Origin of the sequence: Kocuria sp. CCUG 69068 (genome assembly GCF_020833785.1) — a bacterium.
Classification (GTDB): Bacteria; Actinomycetota; Actinomycetes; order Actinomycetales; family Micrococcaceae; genus Kocuria; species Kocuria rosea.
Map to the genome: position 1 here is coordinate 23,718 of NZ_PDDL01000022.1, position 20,587 is coordinate 44,304.

Annotated in this window: 22 protein-coding genes; 20 read left to right on the forward strand and 2 right to left on the reverse strand. The window is 74.3% G+C overall.

Annotated elements, in window-relative coordinates:
• Positions 1 to 57: 57 nt before the first annotated feature.
• Both CRM73_RS06530 and CRM73_RS06535 read left to right on the forward strand, forming a co-directional pair.
• Positions 58 to 1,479, forward strand: a complete 1,422-nt coding sequence (locus CRM73_RS06530) for an NAD-dependent succinate-semialdehyde dehydrogenase (protein WP_229587202.1) — start codon at positions 58 to 60, stop codon at positions 1,477 to 1,479.
• A gap of 84 nt (positions 1,480 to 1,563) precedes the next feature.
• Positions 1,564 to 3,147, forward strand: coding sequence for a thiamine pyrophosphate-binding protein (locus tag CRM73_RS06535; protein WP_017834806.1), 1,584 nt, complete (start codon positions 1,564 to 1,566; stop codon positions 3,145 to 3,147).
• A 112-nt stretch (positions 3,148 to 3,259) separates the two neighbouring features.
• On the opposite strand, the gene CRM73_RS06540 is transcribed toward CRM73_RS06535, so the two are convergent.
• Both CRM73_RS06540 and CRM73_RS06545 read right to left on the reverse strand, forming a co-directional pair.
• Entirely contained in the window at positions 3,260 to 4,243 is a 984-nt protein-coding gene (locus CRM73_RS06540) for a cation diffusion facilitator family transporter (RefSeq protein WP_229587203.1), read from the reverse strand.
• Positions 4,243 to 4,722, reverse strand: a complete 480-nt coding sequence (locus tag CRM73_RS06545) for a transporter substrate-binding domain-containing protein (protein WP_229587204.1) — start codon at positions 4,720 to 4,722, stop codon at positions 4,243 to 4,245. Before CRM73_RS06545 ends, CRM73_RS06540 begins: the two co-directional genes overlap by 1 nt.
• A gap of 271 nt (positions 4,723 to 4,993) precedes the next feature.
• Here CRM73_RS06545 and urtA point away from each other — a divergent pair, with 271 nt between their 5' ends.
• From urtA to CRM73_RS06635, 18 genes are all read left to right on the forward strand, one after another.
• Entirely contained in the window at positions 4,994 to 6,250 is a 1,257-nt protein-coding gene (gene urtA, locus CRM73_RS06550; RefSeq protein ID WP_095651214.1) for an urea ABC transporter substrate-binding protein, read from the forward strand.
• 60 nt (positions 6,251 to 6,310) lie between these two features.
• Positions 6,311 to 7,195, forward strand: coding sequence for an urea ABC transporter permease subunit UrtB (gene urtB / locus CRM73_RS06555; protein ID WP_095651215.1), 885 nt, complete (start codon positions 6,311 to 6,313; stop codon positions 7,193 to 7,195).
• Positions 7,192 to 8,385: an urea ABC transporter permease subunit UrtC gene (gene urtC / locus CRM73_RS06560; protein WP_229587205.1), complete on the forward strand. Its 1,194-nt coding sequence runs from the start codon at positions 7,192 to 7,194 to the stop codon at positions 8,383 to 8,385. Before urtB ends, urtC begins: the two co-directional genes overlap by 4 nt.
• Positions 8,382 to 9,260, forward strand: a complete 879-nt coding sequence (gene urtD, locus CRM73_RS06565) for an urea ABC transporter ATP-binding protein UrtD (protein WP_197722654.1) — start codon at positions 8,382 to 8,384, stop codon at positions 9,258 to 9,260. Before urtC ends, urtD begins: the two co-directional genes overlap by 4 nt.
• Positions 9,260 to 9,952, forward strand: coding sequence for an ATP-binding cassette domain-containing protein (locus CRM73_RS06570; protein WP_035923281.1), 693 nt, complete (start codon positions 9,260 to 9,262; stop codon positions 9,950 to 9,952). Before urtD ends, CRM73_RS06570 begins: the two co-directional genes overlap by 1 nt.
• Positions 9,953 to 10,094: 142 nt before the next feature.
• Positions 10,095 to 10,397 carry an urease subunit gamma gene (locus CRM73_RS06575; protein ID WP_017834798.1) on the forward strand — a complete coding sequence of 101 codons (303 nt, stop codon included), beginning with the start codon at positions 10,095 to 10,097 and terminating at the stop codon, positions 10,395 to 10,397.
• A 31-nt stretch (positions 10,398 to 10,428) separates the two neighbouring features.
• On the forward strand, positions 10,429 to 10,806 hold the full coding sequence (locus CRM73_RS06580) for an urease subunit beta (RefSeq protein ID WP_109243089.1): 378 nt from the start codon (positions 10,429 to 10,431) through the stop codon (positions 10,804 to 10,806).
• Positions 10,803 to 12,515, forward strand: a complete 1,713-nt coding sequence (gene ureC / locus CRM73_RS06585; protein WP_229587207.1) for an urease subunit alpha — start codon at positions 10,803 to 10,805, stop codon at positions 12,513 to 12,515. The genes CRM73_RS06580 and ureC overlap by 4 nt, the downstream gene beginning before the upstream one ends.
• Positions 12,516 to 12,581: 66 nt before the next feature.
• Positions 12,582 to 13,070 (forward strand): urease accessory protein UreE, encoded by a 489-nt coding sequence (locus CRM73_RS06590; protein WP_017834795.1) that lies wholly within the window; start codon positions 12,582 to 12,584, stop codon positions 13,068 to 13,070.
• Positions 13,051 to 13,773 (forward strand): urease accessory UreF family protein, encoded by a 723-nt coding sequence (locus CRM73_RS06595; RefSeq protein WP_229587208.1) that lies wholly within the window; start codon positions 13,051 to 13,053, stop codon positions 13,771 to 13,773. Before CRM73_RS06590 ends, CRM73_RS06595 begins: the two co-directional genes overlap by 20 nt.
• A gap of 39 nt (positions 13,774 to 13,812) precedes the next feature.
• On the forward strand, positions 13,813 to 14,466 hold the full coding sequence (gene ureG, locus CRM73_RS06600) for an urease accessory protein UreG (protein ID WP_017834793.1): 654 nt from the start codon (positions 13,813 to 13,815) through the stop codon (positions 14,464 to 14,466).
• The gene (locus tag CRM73_RS06605; protein ID WP_035923288.1) at positions 14,463 to 15,314 is read left to right on the forward strand and encodes an urease accessory protein UreD; all 852 of its coding nucleotides are present in this window, start codon (positions 14,463 to 14,465) and stop codon (positions 15,312 to 15,314) included. The genes ureG and CRM73_RS06605 overlap by 4 nt, the downstream gene beginning before the upstream one ends.
• Before the next feature lie 142 nt (positions 15,315 to 15,456).
• Positions 15,457 to 15,678 (forward strand): hypothetical protein, encoded by a 222-nt coding sequence (locus tag CRM73_RS06610; protein ID WP_109221332.1) that lies wholly within the window; start codon positions 15,457 to 15,459, stop codon positions 15,676 to 15,678.
• Positions 15,679 to 15,769: 91 nt separating this feature from the next.
• A complete protein-coding gene (locus CRM73_RS06615; RefSeq protein ID WP_229587209.1) occupies positions 15,770 to 16,717 on the forward strand; it encodes an alpha/beta hydrolase in 948 nt (315 codons plus the stop codon).
• Positions 16,718 to 16,853: 136 nt separating this feature from the next.
• Positions 16,854 to 17,327: a hypothetical protein gene (locus tag CRM73_RS06620; RefSeq protein WP_017834789.1), complete on the forward strand. Its 474-nt coding sequence runs from the start codon at positions 16,854 to 16,856 to the stop codon at positions 17,325 to 17,327.
• Positions 17,328 to 17,432: 105 nt separating this feature from the next.
• Complete coding sequence (locus tag CRM73_RS06625; protein WP_109221334.1) at positions 17,433 to 18,848, forward strand: histidine kinase; 1,416 nt, start codon at positions 17,433 to 17,435, stop codon at positions 18,846 to 18,848.
• Positions 18,848 to 19,552 (forward strand): response regulator transcription factor, encoded by a 705-nt coding sequence (locus tag CRM73_RS06630; protein ID WP_017834787.1) that lies wholly within the window; start codon positions 18,848 to 18,850, stop codon positions 19,550 to 19,552. Before CRM73_RS06625 ends, CRM73_RS06630 begins: the two co-directional genes overlap by 1 nt.
• Entirely contained in the window at positions 19,549 to 20,451 is a 903-nt protein-coding gene (locus CRM73_RS06635) for a hypothetical protein (protein ID WP_017834786.1), read from the forward strand. Before CRM73_RS06630 ends, CRM73_RS06635 begins: the two co-directional genes overlap by 4 nt.
• The last annotated feature ends 136 nt before the right edge of the window (positions 20,452 to 20,587 follow it).

A 20,587-nucleotide genomic window follows, 5' to 3' on the forward strand; every position in this document is an offset into this window, starting at 1 on the left:
CCGACGCCGACGCCGACGCCGACGACGACATCCGATCACTCCCGAGGAGACCCCGCCATGACCGCCGACGCCCGATCCACCGCCCCGTCCGCCTACCGGTCCGTCAACCCGGCGACCGGCCGGGTCCTGGCCGAGCACCCGACCGCCACCGATGCCCAGGTGCAGGAGGCCCTGGCCGGCGCCGACGCCGCGTTCCGCGCCTGGCGGACCCTGCCGATCGAGGAGCGGGCGGCCGTCGCGGCCCGCGTCGGGACGCTGTTCGCCGAACGGATCGAGGAGCTGGCCGCCGTCATCACCGAGGAGATGGGCAAGCCGCTCGCCGAGGCCCGGGACGAGGTCGCGTTCTGCGCCGAGATCTTCGCGTACTTCGCCGAGCAGGGCCCGGCCCTGGCCGCGGACCAGCCCATCACGGCCTCCGGCGGCGGCCGGGCGGTGGTCCAGAAGCGTCCTGTGGGGGTGCTGCTGGGGATCATGCCGTGGAACTACCCCTACTACCAGGTGGCCCGCTTCGCCGCCCCCAACCTGGTGCTGGGCAACACGATCCTGCTCAAGCACGCCGAGTCCTGCCCCCGGGCGGCCCTGGCCCTCCAGCAGCTGATGGACGACGCCGGGGTGCCGGCCGGCGCCTACGCCAACGTCTTCGCGAGCCACGACCAGGTCGCGGACATCATCGCCGACCCGCGGGTCCAGGGGGTGTCCCTGACCGGCTCCGAGCGGGCCGGGGCGAAGGTCGCCGAGATCGCCGGGCGGAACCTGAAGAAGGTCGTCCTCGAGCTCGGCGGCTCCGACCCCTACGTCGTGCTCGACACCGACGACGTGCGCGAGTCCGCCCGGACGGCCTTCGCCACCCGGATGGGCAACACGGGCCAGGCGTGCAACTCCAACAAGCGGATGATCGTCATGGCGGACCTCTACGACGAGTTCGTGGCCGAGCTGACCCGCCAGGCCGAGGCGCTGACCCCGGGCGACCCGGCCGAGGCCGCCCCCGGGACCTTCGCCCCCCTGTCCTCCCGGGCCGCGGCCGAGGGACTGGCCCGTCAGATCCGGGCCGCCGTGGACGCCGGCGCCACCCTGCACGCCGGCGGGCGGCTGCTCGAGGGCCCGGGCGCGTACCTGGAGCCCACCGTGCTCACCGGGATCACCCCGGACATGGCCGCCCACCACGAGGAGCTCTTCGGCCCCGTGGCCGTGGTCTACCGGGTGGCCGACGACGCGGAGGCGCTCGCCCTGGCCAACGACACCCCCTACGGCCTGGGCGGGGCGGTCTTCAGCACGGACCCCGACCGGGCGCGCCGACTCGCCGAGGGCCTGGACGCGGGCATGGCCGCCGTCAACGCCGCCGAGGCCGAGGGCGCCGAGATGCCCTTCGGCGGGGTCAAGCGTTCCGGCTACGGCCGGGAGCTGGGCCCGCTGGGCATGGACGAGTTCGTCAACAAGCGCCTGCTCTACGTCAAGGACCGGACTGCCGGGGAGGGCTGAGCGCCCGCCGCACGGCCCGATCCGCCCGGCCCGATCTGCTCCACCTGCCCCACACCACCCGCCCCACCCCTTGGAGGACCGCTCATGACCGCCCGCAGGACCACCGCCCGTGCCGTGCTGGAGACCCTCCGGGGCTACGGCGTCGACACCGTCTTCGGCATCCCCGGGACCCACTCGCTCGAGTTCTACCGCCCGTTGCGCGAGCTGGGCATCCGGGCGGTCACCACCCGCCACGAGCAGGGCGCCGCGTACGGCGCCGACGGGTGGAGCCAGGTCTCCGGGCTGCCGGGCGTCGTCATCACCACGTCCGGGCCGGGCCTGCTCAACTCGCTGTCCGGGGCGGCCACGGCCTACGCCGAGTCCCGCCCGATGATCATCCTGTCCCCCGGCCGTCCGGTGGGCCACGACTTCCGGGACATCGGCTCGCTGCACGAGACGAAGAACCCGTCCGCGGCCGTGGACGCGATCGTCGGCCGCAGCCGCCGGGTCACCAGCGGGGCCGAGGCCGTGACCATGGTCCACGACGCCTTCCGGGACTTCGCCCACTCCCGCCCCCGGCCGGTGCACATCGAGATCCCGCTGGACGTCCTGGAGGCGGAGCTCGACTACACCGACCGGCAGGTGGCCCCGCGCCGGCTCGGCGCCCCGCAGCCGGCGCCGGTCGACGACGTGCGCCGCGCCGCCGAGGTGCTGCGGGACGCCGAGCACCCTGTCATCCTCGCGGGCGGCGGCTCGCTGGCCGCCGGCGCGCGGCTGCTCGAGCTCGCCGAGCTGCTCGAGGCGCCGGTCATCACCACGACCAACGGCAAGGGCGCGATCCCCGAGCGGCACCGCCTCTCGCTGGGCGCCGACCTGCGCCTGTCCACCGCACACGAGTTCCTGCGCTCCGCCGACGCCCTGCTGGTGATCGGCTCGAAGGTGGGCGAGGCCGAGCTGTGGGGCGGGGACATCACGCCGCGGGGCCCGGTCGTGCGCGTGGACATCATGCGGGACCAGATGCTGTGCAACCTGGACCCGGACATCGAGCTGCCCGGCCACTCCGCGGCCGTGGTCCCGCAGCTCCTCGAGGCGATCGGCCCGCTCGCCCCGCGCCCCCCGCGCGACCTCACCGAGGTCTTCGCCCGGCTCGACGACGAGGGCCGCCGCACCGCGCCCGAGCTCGCGGCGCTCAACGAGACGATCATGGCGGTGGTGCCCGAGGACACGATCATCGGCGGCGACTCCTCCCAGGTCACCTACCTGGGCTCCACCACGTTCTTCCGCGCCCAGCTCCCGCACTCCCTGCTCTACATGGGGACCTACGCGACCCTGGGCTACGGCCTGCCCGCCTCGATCGGGGCGAAGCTCGCCGCCCCGCACCGGCCCGTGCTGTGCCTCGTGGGCGACGGCGCCCTGATGTTCTCGATCCAGGAGCTGATGACCGCCGTGGAGCTCGGCGTGGACCTGCCGATCGTGTGCGTGGACAACGGCGGCTACGGCGAGATCCGGCAGAACATGACCGACCGGGACATCGACCCGCTCGCCGTGGACCTGCGGCAGCCGGACTGGCCCGCGCTCGCGGAGGCCTTCGGCGCGGCCGGGTTCGAGGCCACCATGGAGAACCTGGCCGAGAAGGTCGTCGAGGCGCTCGCGGTCGAGGGGCCGAGCCTGGTGCACCTGAAGATCTGACCCCGCCGAGGGGTCCGGTTCCACCCACATCCCTGCCGAGGGGTCGCCTCCTGTCGGAACACAGCCCGGACGGCCTCGGGACAAGACCCCTCGGGCAGGGGCAGGGAGCGCGTCAGCGCGGGACCTGGTCCTCCGGCAGCTCCGCCACGGGGGCGAGCACCACGTCCTCGATCTTCCAGTCCAGGTCCGCGCAGCGCTTCCGGGCGGCCGCGAGCTGCTCGAGCGTCGGGACGACCCCTTCGGCCGGGACCACGAAGGCCTCCACGTGGAAGACGTGGCCCTCGTCGCGGACCCGGACGCCCACGTCCTGCACCCAGGGCTGCTGGCGCAGCACCGTCTCCATCTCCTGGAGGAGAGGGTGCGGCGCGGCGTCGTCGTAGGTGGTCGGGCGGGAGTCCACGAGGTCGGCGACGGCCCCCTTGAGGTTCGTGGCCCCGTCCTTGAGGATCGACGCGGAGACCACGAGCGCCGCGACCGCGTCCGTCCACCACAGGCCCATCCCGATGCCCAGCACACCGACCGCCGTGGCCAGGCCGGTCATCCAGTCCGCCTTGTTCATGTCGGCGTCGGCGTAGAGCACCTTGTCGTGGAGCTCCTCCGCGAGCCTCATCTTCATCCGGCCCAGGACCACCGGCGGGATGCTGGTGAGCGTCATCGCCGCCACCATCAGCCACCCGGACCACACCGGCGTGCCGAACAGGTTCGTGACCCCGATCGGAGGCCGCTCGCCCCGCAGGAGCCCGGAGCCGGAGTCGACCACGAGGAACGCGCCCATCGCCAGGAGCGCGACCGCCGCCACGAGGTGGCCCACGCCCACGGAGCGGTGGTAGCCGTAGGGGTGGCGCGGCGTGGGGCGCCGGCCGGCGACGCGGACCGCCACGAGGAAGGCGAGGGGCGGCAGGAACGAGAGCGAGTCCTCGATCCAGGCGACCTTCATGGCCTGGGACTGCCCTGCCACGAGCGCCACGACGGCCACGGTCACGGCGAGCACCCCGAGGGTGATCTTCTCCAGGCGCACCGCACGCGCCAGGGTGCGCGCCTGGGCGCCGGTGAGCTCGGTGGACCCGAACCGGGCCTTCGCCCCGGACTGCGACATCACCCCTCCTCCCGTTCCACCAGGAACGTCTCGAGCTCGGTGAGGAAGCCGTTCTCCCCCAGCCGGGTGGCCAGCACGATCTTCTCGGTGCGGCCGTCCCCCGTCTCGATCTCCGTGTGCGGGCGGGTCAGCGCGGCGTGCTTCTCCCAGGGGGACGTCTCGGTGAGGCCCGCGACGACGACGTCGAGGTCGCCGCCCTCGAGCGAGCGGATCAGGTGGCTCTCGGCGCCGGAGGACCAGACGACCTCGGCGTCGATCCGCTCGGCGAACTCCTCGACCAGCTCGACCTCCACCCCCGAGGGACGGCCGCTGTCGGCGACCTCCGTCCAGGGCGAGCTCTCCGAGACCCCGGCCCGCAGCTCACCGCCGCGCACCCGGTCGAGGGTTCCCTCCGGGTCCTTCGGGAACCCGGAGCCGCACCCCGTGACCAGGGCCGCGGTCAGCACCGCCACCGCGAGCGGGCGCACCGAGGGGGACATCGCCGCACGACCTTTCCCAGCACCGGGGCGGTCCCGGCGGACCGCGCTCTCCATCTGTCCTGAGCATACGGAGTTCCCTCGGACGGCGCCGCTGCGGGACCGGTCGACACACGCCCGAAACCGGGCGCCGCGTCCGACATCGCCGGGAAACCTCTGCGCCGCACCCCGGAAATCCCGGCTGGCTAGCGTCGCTCCCATCCCGGCGGACCGGGTCCTGCCCGCAGGACCGCCGCCCGGCACCCAGCGACTCCTCCCCGGAAAGCAGGACGGCATGACGGTCCCCGCACGGCGCGCTCTGATCCCGGCCCTCGTGGCCGCCACGCTCCTCACGGGGTGCGGCGCGAAGTACGACCCGCGGCCGAGCGCAGAGGCGGCCCAGGCACCCTCGAGCTCGTGCGTGGACACCTCCGGGGACAGCGTGAAGGTGGGGCTGCTCAACTCCCTCTCGGGCACGATGGCCGTGAGCGAGACGACCGTCAACCGTTCCCTGAACCTCGCGATCGAGGAGATCAACGCCGACGGCGGGGTGCTCGGCAAGGAGCTCGACCCCGTCACCGAGGACGGCGCGAGCGAGCCGACGGTGTTCGCGGAGAAGGCCGCCAAGCTGATCCGGCAGGACTGCGTGGCCGCGGTGTTCGGCGGCTGGACCTCCGCGAGCCGCAAGGCCATGCTCCCGGTCTTCGAGGCCCAGGACTCGCTGCTGTTCTACCCGGTGCAGTACGAGGGGCTCGAGGCCTCCCCCAACATCTTCTACACCGGGGCCACCACCAACCAGCAGATCGTCCCGGCCCTCGACCACCTGCGGGAGCAGGGGCACCGGCGGATCTTCCTGGTGGGCAGCGACTACGTCTTCCCCCGCACGGCGAACCGGATCATCAACGCCTACGCCGCGGCCCACGGCATGGAGGTGGTGGGCGAGGAGTACGTGCCGATGGGCTCGACCGAGTTCTCGACCATCGTCAACAAGCTCCTGGCCTCGGACGCCGACGCGGTGTTCAACACCCTCAACGGCGACTCCAACGTGGCGTTCTTCCGCCAGTACACCTCCGTGGGCCTCGAAGCCGGTGAGGTGCCCGTGGTGTCCGTGTCGGTCGCGGAGGAGGAGGTCCCCGGGATCGGCGTGGAGAACGTCGCCGGCCAGCTGACCTCCTGGAACTACTACCAGACCGTCGACACCCCCGAGAACGAGCGGTTCGTGCGGGCGTTCCAGGACCGGTACGGCGGCGGGCGGGTCACGAGCGACCCCATGGAGGCCGCCTACACGTCCGTGCACCTGTGGCGGGCGATGGTCGAGAAGGCCGGGTCCTTCGACGTCGACGCCGTGCGCGAGGCCGCCGACGGGACCGTGGTCGAGGCCCCCGAGGGCACCGTCGAGGTGGACGGGGAGACCCAGCACGTCACCAAGACCCCGCGCATCGGCCGGATCCGCGAGGACGGGCTGATCGAGACGGTCGAGGAGGCCGCCGAGCCCGTGGCCCCCGACCCGTTCCTGACCGGCTACGACTGGGCCGACGGCGTCTCCGGCTGAGCCGCCCCGCCGCCGCCGGCACCGCCCCCGACGCCCCGCAGACCGAGAGAAGAGCCGTCCATGGAAGTCATCGTCAGCCAGTTGTCCGCCGGGCTCAGCCTCGGCTCCATCCTCCTCCTCGCGGCCGTGGGGCTGTCCCTGACCTTCGGGCAGATGGGCGTCATCAACATGGCCCACGGCGAGTTCATCATGGCCGGCGCGTACACCGCGTTCACGGTCCAGCAGGTGCTCGGCCACGCCGGGGTCTCCCTGCTGCTGTCGATCCCGATCGCGTTCCTCGTGGGCGGGGCCCTCGGCCTGCTGGTCGAGGGGCTGCTGCTGCGGCGGATGTACCACCGGCCGCTGGACACGCTGCTCGTCACCTTCGGGGTGTCCCTGGTCCTCCAGCAGGTGGCCCGGGACGTCTTCGGCGCCCCCAGCGTGGACGTGCGGCTGCCCGAGCTGCTGCAGGGCCCCGTGGAGGTCCTGGGCGTCCCGGTCCCGGCGTCCCGCGTGTTCCTGCTGGCCCTGGCCGTCATTGTGGTCGCCGCCCTCGCGCTCGTGCTCCACCGCACCTCCCTGGGCCGCCGGATCCGCGCCGTGGTGATCAGCCGCGACCTCGCCGAGGTCAGCGGGATCTCCTCCCGGCGCACCGACCAGCTGACTTTCTTCATCGGCTCCGGGCTCGCCGGCGTGGCCGGGGTGGCGCTGACCCTCGTGGGCTCCACGAGCCCCACCCTCGGCACCACCTACATCGTGGACGCCTTCCTCGTGGTCGTCGCCGGCGGCATCGGCCAGATCCGCGGGGCCGTGCTCGCCGCGGCGGGCCTGGGCGTGCTCCAGGCCTTCGTCGAGTACTCCACGACCGCCTCGATCGCCAAGGTCCTGGTGCTGGTCGCCGTGGTCGCCTTCCTGCAGCTGCGCCCCCAGGGGATCTTCAGCGTCCGAACGAGAGGTCTGGCATGAGCACCACCAGCGCACCCCGTCCCGCCGCCGCGTGGCGCGACCGGCTCACCGGGCCCCGGGGGGCCGCCGCCGGGCTGGCCCTCGGCGCGCTGCTGCTGCTCGTCCTGGCCCCCCTGACCCTCGGCGGGTTCGGCCTGGGCCTGCTCGGCAAGTACCTGTGCATCGCCATGGTGGCCGTGGGCATCGGCCTGGCCTGGGGCCGCGGCGGGATGCTCACCATGGGCCAGGGCCTGTTCTTCGGCCTCGGCGCCTACATCATGGCCATGCACCTGCAGCTCGCGGACACCCGGCTGCTGGGCGAGCAGGTCCCCGAGTTCATGCGGCAGAACGGCGTCACCGAGCTGCCCGCCGTGTGGGCCGTGTTCGCCCACCCGGTGGCCGCCGTGCTCGGCGTGGTCCTGGTGCCGGCGGCGGTGGCCGCGGCCCTGGGCCTGGCGATCTTCACCCGGCGGGTCAAGGGCGCCTACTTCGCGATCCTGTCCCAGGCCCTCGCCGCGGCCTTCGCGGTCTGGCTGATCGGGCAGCCCGTCCTCACCAACGGCTCCAACGGGCTGAGCAGCTTCCGCTCCCTGTTCGGCTACGACCTCGCCGACCCGCGCAACCAGCTGCTCCTCTACCTCGTCACCGCGGCGCTGCTCCTGGCCATGGTGGCCCTCACCTGGCAGCTCCACCGCAGCCGGTGGGGCGAGCTGCTCGTGGCGGTGCGGGACCAGGAGGAGCGCGTGCGCTTCCTCGGCCGAGATCCTGCCCTCGTGAAGACCGCCGCCTACGTCCTGGCCGCGGTGATGGCCGGGATCGGCGGGGCGCTGTTCGTCCCGGTGGTGGGGATCGTCTCCCCCGCCGACGTCGGGGTGATCCCGTCCATCGCGTTCCTCATCGGCGTGGCCGTCGGCGGCCGCGCGACCCTGCTCGGGCCCGTGCTCGGCTCGATCGCCGTGTCCTTCGCCGAGACGTCCCTGGCCTCCGCGTTCCCGTCCTTCTGGGTGTACCTCCAGGGCCTGCTCTTCGTGCTGGTGGTCGGGTTCCTGCCCGGCGGCATCGCCTCGCTGCCCGGTGTGCTCCGGCGTCGTCGCCGCACCCCCGCGACCGCCCCCGGCGACGGCGACGGCCACGACTCCGGAGGGGCCACCACCCCCGACGACCCCGTCCCCACCCCGGCAGCGGCCCTGGCCGCGGAGGAGGCCCGATGAACGCCGCCGCACGCCCCGAGATGCTGTCCGCGCGCCGCCCCGAGTGGAGGAGCTCCCTGCTGGGCCGCACCCCGCCGCAGCCCGGCGGGCTGCGCACGGGCCGCCCCTCCTACCTCGAGATCACGGACCTCACCGTGTCCTTCGGGAGCTTCACGGCCGTGGACGGCGTGGACCTCGTGGTCAACCAGGGCGACCTGCGCTTCCTCATCGGCCCCAACGGCGCCGGGAAGACCACCCTCATCGACGCCGTGACCGGGCTCGTCCCGGCGCGCGGGTCGATCGACCACGACGGCCACCAGCTGGTGGGCCGCAGGACGCACCGGATCACCCGGCTGGGCGTGGGCCGCACCTTCCAGACCGCGAGCGTCTTCGAGCAGCTCACGGTCCTGCAGAACCTCGACATCGCCGCGGAGGCCGGCCGCCCGCCCCTGTCCCTGCTCGCCGCCCGGCGGTCCGTGTCCCGGGAGGTGGAGGAGGCCCTCGAGATCATCAACCTCTCCGCCCTGCGGGACGTCCCGGCCGGGGTGCTGGCCCACGGGCAGAAGCAGTGGCTCGAGATCGGGATGCTGCTCGTGCAGAAGGCGCAGGTTCTGCTGCTCGACGAGCCCGTGGCCGGGATGAGCCACGAAGAACGGGAGCAGACCGGTGAGCTGCTGCGCCGGATCGGCGGCGACCGGATCACGATCGTGGTGGAGCACGACATGGAGTTCCTGCGCCGCTACGCCACCTCCGTCACCGTGATGGCCGACGGCCGGGTGATCAGCGAGGGCTCCGTGGCCCACGTGCAGGCCGACCCGCGGGTCCAGGAGATCTACCTGGGCACCGCGGCCACCGCCGCCGCCACCGCAGCCGACTCCCGGGAAGGGGACTCCTGATGCTCGAGCTCCAGGACGTGCACACCGGCTACGGCCGCACCGAGGTGGTCCACGGCGTGGACCTCACCGTCGGTGGGGACGCCGTGGTCGCCCTCCTCGGCCACAACGGGGCGGGCAAGACCACGCTGCTGCGGGCGGTCGTGGGCCTCAACAGGGTGACCTCCGGCCGGATCCTGCTCGACGGCGAGGACATCACCGGGCTCAGCGGGCACGCCCGGGTCCGCCGCGGCATGGCCTACGTCCCGCAGGGCCAGCGCTCCTTCGGCGGGCTCAGCGTCCGGGAGAACCTCCAGGTGGTGGCCGACGGCCGGCGGAACGGGCGGGCCGCCGTCGACCGGTCCCTGGCGATGTTCCCGGCCCTCGAGGGGCTGCTCGAGCGCCGGGCCGGGCTGCTCTCGGGCGGGCAGCGCCAGCAGCTGGCGATCGCCCGCGCCCTGATCACCGAGCCGTCCCTGCTGATCCTCGACGAGCCCACCGAGGGCATCCAGCCGTCCGTGGTCCAGGAGATCGAGCAGAAGATCCTGCAGCTGGCCGCCGGCACCGGGATCCGGGTGCTGCTGGTGGAGCAGCGGATCGGCTTCGCCCTGGGCTCGGCCACGGACTGGTACGTCCTGGACTCCGGGCGGGTCAGCGCCTCCGGCCGCGCCGGGGAGCGGGCCGAGGAGCACGCCCGGGCGGCGCTCGCCCTGTGAGCCGGCGCGGGCGCACGCGCCGGGGCGCCTGCCCGGGCGCCCGCGCCCCGGCACGTGCCGGAAACACCCGGTGAACCTCGCCGAAACACGGAGCTCCTACGGTGACGACTGTCCCTGAGCACCCGCCGTCCCGAGGAGAGCCGTGCACCTGACACCCCGTGAGCAGGAGAAGCTGCTGGTCGTCGTGGCCGGCGACCTCGCCCGGCGGCGCCGGGACCGGGGGCTGCGGCTCAACCACCCGGAGGCGGTCGCCCTGATCACCGCCGAGCTGCTGGAGGGCGCCCGGGACGGCCGGACCGTGGCCGAGCTCATGTCCTGGGGCTCCACGATCCTGGCCCGGGCGGACGTCATGGAGGGCGTGCCGGAGATGGTCCACTCCGTCCAGGTCGAGGCGACCTTCCCGGACGGCACCAAGCTCGTCACCGTCCACGACCCCATCCGCTGACCCGCCCGCCCCCGGCACCGAAGGAGCGCCCGTGATCCCCGGAGAGTACGTCCTGCGGCCCGAGCCCGTCGTGATCAACGCCGGCCGGCCCACCATGGAGCTGGACGTGGTCAACCGCGGCGACCGCCCCGTGCAGGTGGGCTCGCACTTCCACTTCGCCGAGGCCAACCCCGGCCTCGAGTTCGACCGGACGGCGGCCCGCGGCTTCCGCCTGGACGTCCCCGCCGGCACCGCGGTGCGCTTCGAGCCCGGCGACCGCAAGCGCGTCCGGCTCGTCGCCCTGGCGGGGCGCCGCGAGGTCCACGGCCTCGCGAACCGGGTGAACGGGCCCCTCGACGCCCCCGGCACGGACGCCCCCGGCACCGACGGCGGCCCCCGCCCCGACGCTTCCGGGAAGGAGCAGGCATGAGCCACGAGATGTCCCGCGCCCAGTACACGAGCCTCTACGGGCCCACCACCGGGGACCTGGTGCGCCTGGCGGACACCGAGCTGTTCCTCGAGGTGGAGCACGATCGCACGGTCCCCGGGGACGAGGTGGTCTTCGGCGGGGGCAAGGTGATCCGGGACGGCATGGGCCACAACGGGCGGCTGACCCGGGACGAGGGCGTGGTGGACACCGTGGTCACCAACGCCGTGGTGCTCGACGCCTCCGGGATCTACAAGGCGGACGTCGGCATCCGGGACGGGCACATCAGCGGGATCGGCAAGGCCGGCAACCCGGACATCATGGACGGCGTCGACATCCTGATCGGCGCCTCCACCGAGGTGATCGCCGGCGAGGGCCGGATCCTCACCGCGGGCGGGATCGACTCCCACATCCACTTCATCGGCGCCGACCAGATCGGCACGGCCCTGTCCTCCGGGATCACCACGATGTTCGGCGGCGGCACGGGCCCCGCCGAGGGCTCCAACGCCACCACGATCACCCCCGGCGCGTGGCACCTCGCCCGCATGTTCCGGGCCCTCGACGGCTACCCGATGAACTTCGGGCTGCTCGGGAAGGGCCACGCGAGCGCCGCCGAGCCCCTCGCGGAGCAGATCCGCGCCGGCGCCGTGGGGCTCAAGATCCACGAGGACTGGGGCGCCACCACGGCGGCGATCGACACGGCCCTGGGCGTGGCCGACGAGTTCGACGTGCAGGTGGCCATCCACACCGACACCCTCAACGAGTGCGGGTTCCTCGAGGACACGGTGGCCGCGATCGGTGGGCGCGTCATCCACACGTTCCACACCGAGGGCGCCGGCGGCGGCCACGCCCCGGACATCATCCGCATCGCGGCCCTGCCCCACGTGCTGCCGTCCTCGACGAACCCCACGCTGCCCTTCACCCGGAACACGGCGGAGGAGCACCTGGACATGCTCATGGTCTGCCACCACCTCAACCCGGACATCCCCGAGGACGTGGCGTTCGCGGACTCCCGGATCCGGCCCGAGACGATCGCCGCCGAGGACGTGCTGCACGACCTGGGCGTGTTCTCCATGACCTCCTCCGACTCCCAGGCCATGGGCCGCGTGGGCGAGGTGGTGCTGCGCACCTGGCAGCTCGCCGACCAGATGAAGCGGCGCACCGGGCCCCTGCCCGAGGAGACGGGCCGCGGGGACAACGCCCGGCTGAAGCGCTACGTGGCCAAGTACACGATCAACCCGGCGGTCGCGCACGGGATCGCCGACGTCGTGGGCTCGGTCGAGCCGGGCAAGTTCGCGGACCTCGTGCTGTGGGACCCGGTGTTCTTCGGGGTCAAGCCCCACGCCGTCCTCAAGGGCGGGCAGATCGTGCACTCGCTCATGGGCGACCCCAACGCCTCGATCCCCACCCCGCAGCCGCAGCTGATGCGGGACGCGTTCGGCGCGAAGGGCACCGCCCCGCACGCCAACTCCATCACCTTCATGTCCCGCGCCGCCGTCGAGGCGGGCGTCGGCGAGCGCCTGGGCCTGCGCAAGCGGGTGCTGCCCGTGGGCGGGATCCGCGGCCTGACCAAGCAGGACATGCGGCACAACCACGCCACCCCGGAGATCGAGGTGGACCCGCAGACCTACGAGGTCCGCGTGGACGGCGAGATCGCCACGTGCGAGCCCGCCGAGGAGCTGGCCATGGCCCAGCGCTACTTCCTGTTCTGACCGGCCCGCCGCCCGGGCCCCGCACACCCTGAGACACCCCGAAGCCCCACGAGAGGACCCGCACCCGTGATCGTCGAAGCCGTCCTCGGCAACCTGGCCGAGCTCACCGAGCCGGAGCGCGCCGGCCTGCACCTGGAGCGGGTCGCGCTCTCCGGGCCCGAGCTGCGCAAGCGCGTCCAGCGGGTCGTGACCGACCACGGCACCGAGGTGGGGATCCGGCTGAGCTCGCGGCGGGAGCTCAGGGACGGCGACATCCTGCACCGGGACGGCCACAGCGCCGTCGTCGTCTCGACCCTGCCCACCGACGTCCTGGTGGTCGCGCCCGCCACGATCGAGCAGATGGGCTTCGTGGCCCACTCCCTGGGCAACCGGCACCTGCCCGCCCAGTTCCTCGGCCCCGCGGCCGGGGTCCCCGAGCTGCCCGGCCACGACGGGGTCATGGTGCTCCAGTACGACCACACGGCCGAGGCCTTCCTGCAGGGCGCCGGGGTGCGCTTCGCTCGCGTCGAGCGGCAGATGGAGGTCCCCTTCCGCCATGCCGAGCACACCCACTGAGCACTCCCCCTCGGGCGCCGCCGGATCGCTCGCCGGGACGCTCGCCGTGCTGCAGCTGGCCGACTCCGCCCTGCCCACCGGCGCGTTCGCCCACTCCCTGGGGCTCGAGACCTACGTGGACGACGGCACGGTCCACGACGAGCCGAGCTTCCTGGCCTGGGTCCGGCACTGCCTGCACCACCAGGTGGTGCCGGCGGAGGGCTGGGCGGTGCGCGCGGTCGCCACGGCGGCCGACGACGACGCCGTGTGGCGCGCCGACGACCTGCTGGCCGCCCAGGCCCTGCCCGTCCAGGTGCGGGACGCCGCGACCGCGATGGGCCGGCGGATGACCGACATCGGCGCCGAGAACTTCCCCTCCCCCCGGCTGCTGGCCTACGCGCAGCGCCAGCGCACCGGGACGAGCCGCGGCAGTCCCGCGGTGGCCTTCGCGCTCGTGGGCGCCGGCCTGGGCGTGACCTGGGAGCAGCTGGCCGGCGCGTACCTCTTCTCGACCGTGACCTCCCTGACCCAGAACGCCGTGCGCGGCATCCCCATCGGCCAGAACGCGGGCCAGCGCGTGCTGCGCGCCCTGCACGAGGACGTCGCCCGCGGCGTCGAGCGGATCGGGGCCATGGCCGACCACGAGGCCGGGGCGACCAGTCCCGGCCTGGAGATCGCCCAGATGCGCCACGCCTGGCAGCGGGCCCGCATGTTCATGTCCTGACCCACCACCGCACCGACCGCACCGACCCAGGAGCTCACCATGACCACCGTCTCCCCCGCCCCCTCCGCGCCGACCGGCCGCGGCCCCGTGCGCATCGGCGTGGGCGGGCCCGTGGGCGCCGGCAAGACCCAGCTCGTGGAGCGGGTCACCCGGGCGCTGATCCACGAGGTCTCGATGGCCGCGATCACCAACGACATCTACACGATCGAGGACGCCAGGATCCTGGCCCGCAACGGCGTGCTGCCGCTGGACCGGATCGTGGGCATCGAGACCGGCGGCTGCCCGCACACCGCGATCCGCGAGGACACCTCGATGAACGAGGCCGCGATCGAGAAGCTGTGCGCCCAGCACCCGGACCTGCAGATCGTGTTCGTCGAGTCCGGCGGGGACAACCTCTCCGCCACGTTCAGCCCGGAGCTGGTCGACTTCTCCATCTACGTCATCGACGTGGCTCAGGGCGAGAAGATCCCCCGCAAGGCCGGGCAGGGCATGATCAAGTCCGACCTGTTCGTCATCAACAAGACCGACCTCGCCCCGCACGTCGGCGCCGACCTCGACGTCATGGCCGCGGACTCCGCCGTGTTCCGCAAGGACCGCCCGTTCTGCTTCACCAACCTCCGGACCGACGAGGGCCTCGAGCGGATCCTCGCGTGGATCCGGCACGACGTGCTGATGCTGGACATGGTCCCGTGACCGCCGCCGCGCCGGCCTCCGCGCCGACGGGCCGGCTCGAGCTGGTGCTGGTGCCCCGCGGGGACCGGACCGTGGCGGCCCACCAGTTCCACGCCGGCGCCCTGCGCGTGCTGCGCCCGCACCACCTGGACGGGTCGGGGCAGCCGTGCTTCGTCGTCGTCAATCCCGGCGGCGGGTACCTCGGCGGGGACCGCTACGAGCTGGACGTCACGGTCGGGGCCGCCGGCACCGCTCTGGTCACCACCCAGTCCGCGACCAAGGTCTACCGCACCCCGACCGCCCCCGCCCGCCAGGACGTGCGTCTCGCGCTCGGCCCCGGCGCGGTCCTCGAGTACCTGCCGGACCAGCTCATCGCCTACGAGGACGCCGACTACGTGCAGTCCACGACCGTGACGATGGACCCCTCGGCCTGCCTCGTGGCGGGCGAGGTGGTCACCCCCGGGTGGGCGCCGGACGGCACCGTCTTCCGCTACCGCGGCGTGGTGCTGCGCACCGAGGTGCTGATGGGCGGGCGCACGGTGGTCCTCGACAACCTCCGCCTGCGCCCGGGCGAGGATGCCGTGGCCGGGCTCGGCTTCCTGGAGGGACGCACGCACCTCGGCTCCCTGCTGGTCGTGGACCCCCGGGCGGACCGGGAGCTGGTGGAGGAGGTCCACGGCCTGCTCGCCGCGGCCGAGGCCCGGGTGCCGGGGCTGCGGTGCGGGGTCTCCGAGCTGCCGGTGCCCGGCCTCGTGGTCCGCGCCCTGGGCCCCGGCTCCGCGGAGCTCACGGCCCTGCTCCTGGACGTCTCGGCGCTGCTGCGCGCGCGGTGGACGGGACAGCCGCGCGTGGCGCTGCGGAAGTACTGAACCCCGCCGGCCCTCCCTCCGGGCCCGGGGCGGCCCCCGGGACCGAGGAGAGGACATGGGACGTCAACCAGCCGGAAACGCCGCGGCCACATGCCGGGACGAGGATGGGGGAACCGGGCGCACGAGACGGAAGGGGCTCCCCATGACCGCGAGCAGCAGATGGATCCTGGGCCTGGCCCGGGTGCGGCCGGGTGATCGGATCGAGGCCTGGGAGCACCGGCAGCCCCGCTTCACCGGCACGGTCAGCGAGGTGGTCCCGCAGCTGGGGATCGCCTGGGTCCTCGAGGACCGCACGGGACTCCGGCGGCTGGTCTCGATCCGGGGCCACCGGCTGCGCCGGTCCGAGCTGGTGACCTCGGCCTGACCGCCCGGGACCCTGGCACCGGCGCCGGAACGCGCGCACGATGGACCCCACGGGCGGGCACCAGGACCCGCCGCGGCCGGTGGAGGACACGATGCCAGAGGCTCTCACGTTCGACTCGGGCGGCGTCCCGTGCGCCGCCGCGCTGTACCGCCCGGCGCCGGCCGGCGCCGCGGCGCCCTGCGTGGTCATGGGCCACGGCTTCACCGGCACCCAGGACCAGCTGGCCGAGCACGCCGCCGGCCTCGCGGAGCACGGCCTGGCCGTGCTGACCTTCGACTACCGGCGGTTCGGCCGCAGCGGCGGCGCACCCCGGCAGATCGTGGACGCCGCGGAGCAGCTCGAGGACTGGCGCGCGGCCGTGCGCCTGGCCCGCTCCCTGCCCGGCCTCGACCCGGCCCGCACCGCGCTGTGGGGCAGCTCGCTGTCCGGCGGGCACGTCCTGCGGCTGGCCTCCGAGGACCGGCGGGTCCGGGCCGTGGTCGCCCAGGTGCCGGAGTTCGGCAAGGGCTCCGAGAGCACGGCCGGCGAGATCCGGGCCAAGAAGCAGCAGGAGCACATCCCGCTCGGGCTGCTCCTGCGGACCACCGTCCGGCTGCTGGCCGCCGCGGTCCGCGACGAGCTGCGGGGACGGCGCGGGCTCCCCCCGCGCTGCATCCCGGTGTTCGCGCTCCCCGGGGACGTGGGCGCGATCATCGACCCGGACAGCGACCGGTACCTGGAGCACGCCGTGAGGACGGGTCCGTCCTGGCGCAACGAGTTCGCGCCCCGGCTGCTCCTCCACCCTCCCGTGTACCTGCCGGGCACCGCCGAACGGGTGCGGGCGCCGCTGCTCGTGTGCGTCGCGGAGCAGGACACCGAGACGGATCCGCGGCGGGCCGCGCGGATCGCCCGGGCGGCGCCGCGGGGCGAGGTCGTGACGTACCCGGTGGGGCACTTCGCGGTCTACGAGGACCCCGTGCGCTCGCGCGTGCTCGAGGACCAGGCCCGGTTCCTGGTCCGCCACCTCCGCCCCGGGGCGGAGCCGGCCGGCGGCCGCTGACGGTTCCCTCGCCCGGAGCGGCCGAGGCTCCGTCTGCCGGGGGAGGCCCCGGGGCGGGCCGCGCCGATACCGTGCTGGGAGCGGCCCCGGCGACGGACGCGGGCCGGCCGCGCCGACCTCCCCCGGAAGGACCCAGATGATCGACGCCCTGCAGGAATTCACCTCCTCCCTGCCGCCGCTGCTCCAGTGGCTGGGGGTGGTGGTGGCAGGAGCGATCCCGTTCGTCGAGTCCTACTTCGGGTCCGTCGTCGGCGTCCTGGCCGGCCTCGACCCGGCGATCGCCGTCGGGGCCGCTGTCGTCGGCAACGTCGCCTCCATGCTGGCGCTGGTCCTGGGCGCGCACGGCCTCCGCCGCAGGTTCGCCGGCGACCCCCGGGAGCCCTCGCCCCGGCAGCAGAGACTGCGCCGGGCCTTCGACAAGTACGGTGTGGCCGGCGTGAGCCTGCTCGGCCAGACCATCCTGCCCAGCCAGATCACGGCCACCGCCATGGTCTCCTTCGGCGCGGACCGCAACGCCGTCATCCGGTGGCAGATCGTCTCCATCGTCCTGTGGGGCGTCGCCTTCGGCACCCTCGCGGCCATGGGAGTCGGCCTGCTGGACGCCGGCTGAGCCGCGCCGGCGCCCGGAGCGCCGGACCGGGGTGCGGAAAACCGCAGGCGCACCAGGTGGAGAACGTCGCTGCGGCGACGACCCCCGCGACCGTAGCGTGAAGGCATGAGCACACCGCACGAGACCCGGCCCCTTCCACCCGTACCGTGGGGCAGCCCCGGCACCGATCCCGGCACCGGTCGTGGGACCCCGGACGACGCCCCCCGCCCCGCGGGCGGTTCCCGGCCCGCGGGCCCCGCCGCCGGGGCCCGGTCCCGGGAGTGGGGACCGTGGTCCCCCAGGACCCTGTTCTTCGGCACCACCGACCTCGTGGTGGACGCCGCGCTCGGCACGCTGTGGCTGACGGCCCTCGTCTCCCTGGTCTCCGCCGGCTTTGCCTCGCTCGCCGCCCTGGTGGGCGTGGTCCTGCTCGTGGCCGCGATCTACGCGGTCCGCGGGATCGAGTGGGTCGAGCGCCGCCGCACGCAGGCGGCGTTCGGGCTGCACCTGCCCGCCCCGCGCCGGCGCCGCTCGCCCCGCGCCGACGGTTGGCGGATCGTCCACCAGTGGTGGCTGGACGTCTCCGACGCCGCGTTCTGGACGGGACTGCTGCACCTGCTCCTCACCACGGTCCTGGGCTGGGTCGCCGTGGCGGCCCTGGCCGGCACCGGCGCCGCCGTCGCCCTGGCCTTCGCGCCGCTCTACGCGGCGCCGAACAACCCGCTCTGGCCCTCCGAGGTGGTCGGGACCTGGCCGGACTGGGCCGTGGTCCTGACCGGGATCACCATGGCCCTCCTCGGGCTGCTCGTCGTGGTCCTCGCCGTGGCCGCGCACCGGGGCCTGTCCCGGCTGCTGCTCCGGGTGGACGAGGCGGCGGAGCTGCGCCGCCGGGCCGCCGAGGCCGCGGCCGCCCGCGAGACCGCCGTCCGCGGCGCCCGCACCGAGCGCTCCCGGATCGAACGCGACCTGCACGACGGCGTGCAGCCCCAGCTCGTGTCCGTGGCCATGAACCTGTCGATGGCCCAGCGCCGGATCGACCACGACCCCGCCGGGGCCAAGGACCTCATCGGGGAGGCGCATGCCACCACCAAGGCCGCGATCGCCGAGCTGCGCCGCCTGGCCCGGGGCTTCCACCCGGCGGTCCTGGAGGACCGGGGCCTCGATGCCGCCCTCTCCGCCGTGGCCGCCCAGTCCCCCGTCCCGGTCGCCGTGGACGTGCGGGTGCCGCGGCTGGCGCCGGAGACCGAGGCCGCCGTGTACTTCGCGGTCTCCGAGGGCATCGCCAACATCGTCAAGCACGCCCAGGCCGGCGCCGCGTCGGTGCGGGTGGGCCTCGAGACCGATCCCGCGGGAGGCACCCGCGTGGTCGCCCGGATCGCCGACGACGGCCGCGGCGGCGCCGTGGTGGTCCCCGGCGGCGGCCTGTCCGGGATCGCCGACCGGATCCGCTCCGCGGGCGGGCACTTCTTCCTCGACTCCCCCGCGGGCGGGCCGACCGAGCTGACCGTCGAGCTGCCGGTCGACCGGGGGGCGGGATCCTGATGCGCATCGTCATCGCCGAGGACGCCGTCCTCCTGCGCGCGGGCCTCGTCCGCCTGCTCACCGAGGCCGGCCACGAGGTGGTCGCCGACGTCGACACCGCGGAGGACCTGCTCCGGGCCGTCGAGGAGCACGAGCCGGACTTCGCCCTCGTGGACGTGCGGCTGCCGCCGACGTTCACGGACGAGGGCATCCGCGCCGCCGTCCTCGTCCGCTCCCAGCACCCGCGGATCGCGGTGCTCGTGCTCTCGCAGTACGTCGAGGAGCGCTACGCCTCGGAGCTCATCGCGTCCCGCCGGGACGGGCTGGGGTACCTGCTCAAGGACCGGGTCGCGGACGTCGACCAGTTCCTCGAGTCCGTGGAGACCGTGGGCGCGGGCGGCACCGTCCTGGACCCGGAGGTCGTCTCCCAGCTGCTCGTGCGCTCGCGGCACCGCCAGGACCTGGAGCTCCTCTCCCCGCGGGAGCACGAGGTGCTCGGGCTCATGGCCCAGGGGCTCTCCAACGCCTCGGTCGCCGCGAACCTCTTCCTCACCGAGTCCTCGGTGGAGAAGCACATCCGCTCCGTGTTCACCAAGCTGGGCCTCGCCCACGAGGACGGCGGCAACCGCCGCGTCCGTGCGGTCCTGCGCTACCTCGGCTACCCGGACCCCGGGCCCGGCCACACCCCGTCCGCAAACCCGTCCCACCAGGAGCACCGGCCATGAGCACCCACCCCGAGCACCCCGCCGCCCACGACTCCTCCCACGACGTCGTCAGCGACAACGAGCGCACGGCCTGGCTCGTCCCCACCGCCGTGCTCGGCGGCATCGGCGCCCTCCTCCTGCTGGGCGCCGGCGGCGCCACCGCCGCCGCGTCCCTGTCCGTCCAGGAGCACCGGGTGGACACCACCGTGACCGAGTCCGTGGACACGGTCGTGGTCGACGGCCGGTCGGCGGTCGTCGAGGTCGTGACGGCCGACGTGCCCGATCTGCGGGTGGAGTCCGTGTACGCCGGGTTCCGGCTCGAGAGCGCCCCCGAGCCCCGGGTCGAGGACGGCCGGCTGAGCATCGACGCCCTCCCGTCCCGCTCCTGGCCGGGCGCCGGCAGCGGGATGCACGTGCGGATCACCGTCCCGGCCGCGGACGAGCCCGTGGACCTGCGGCTCTCCGGGGACGCCGGCGCCCTGAGCGTCGAGGGCGACTTCGGCGACGTCCGGCTCGACACGGAGGCCGGCGTGATCGAGGCGAGCGGCAGCGCCCGCACCCTGTGGGCGTCCTCGGAGGTCGGCGCCGTGGACCTCGACGGGATCCGGGTCCGCGAAGACCTGGACGTGCACACCGAGGTCGGGGCCACCGAGGTCCGGCTCGTGGGCGAGGCCCCGCGGCGCGTGGCCGTCACCACCCGGGCGGGGGCCGTCGAGGCCGCGGTCCCGGACGCCGACTGGTGGACCCCCGCGGTGGCCGGCGCGGACGACCGCGACCCCGAGGACCTCACGGCGGCCACGGTCTGCGCCGCCGTCCCCGACGACCGCCCCTGCCTGTACGTGGCCTCGGCCGTGGGCGCGGCGGAGATCACCTACGGCGGCCGGTCCGCCGCCCCTGGCAGCGGGGCGTCCGGGCGGTAGACTGGACCCTGTTGTCCGGGTCGGGCGCACCGGGAGGGGGGACGGTGCGCACATCCTCCGAGGACCCCTGTGAACCCCCTGACCACCCCTTCCACGGCCGAGCGCGCGGCCCGCGTGCCCGCCGCCCCGGCCCCCG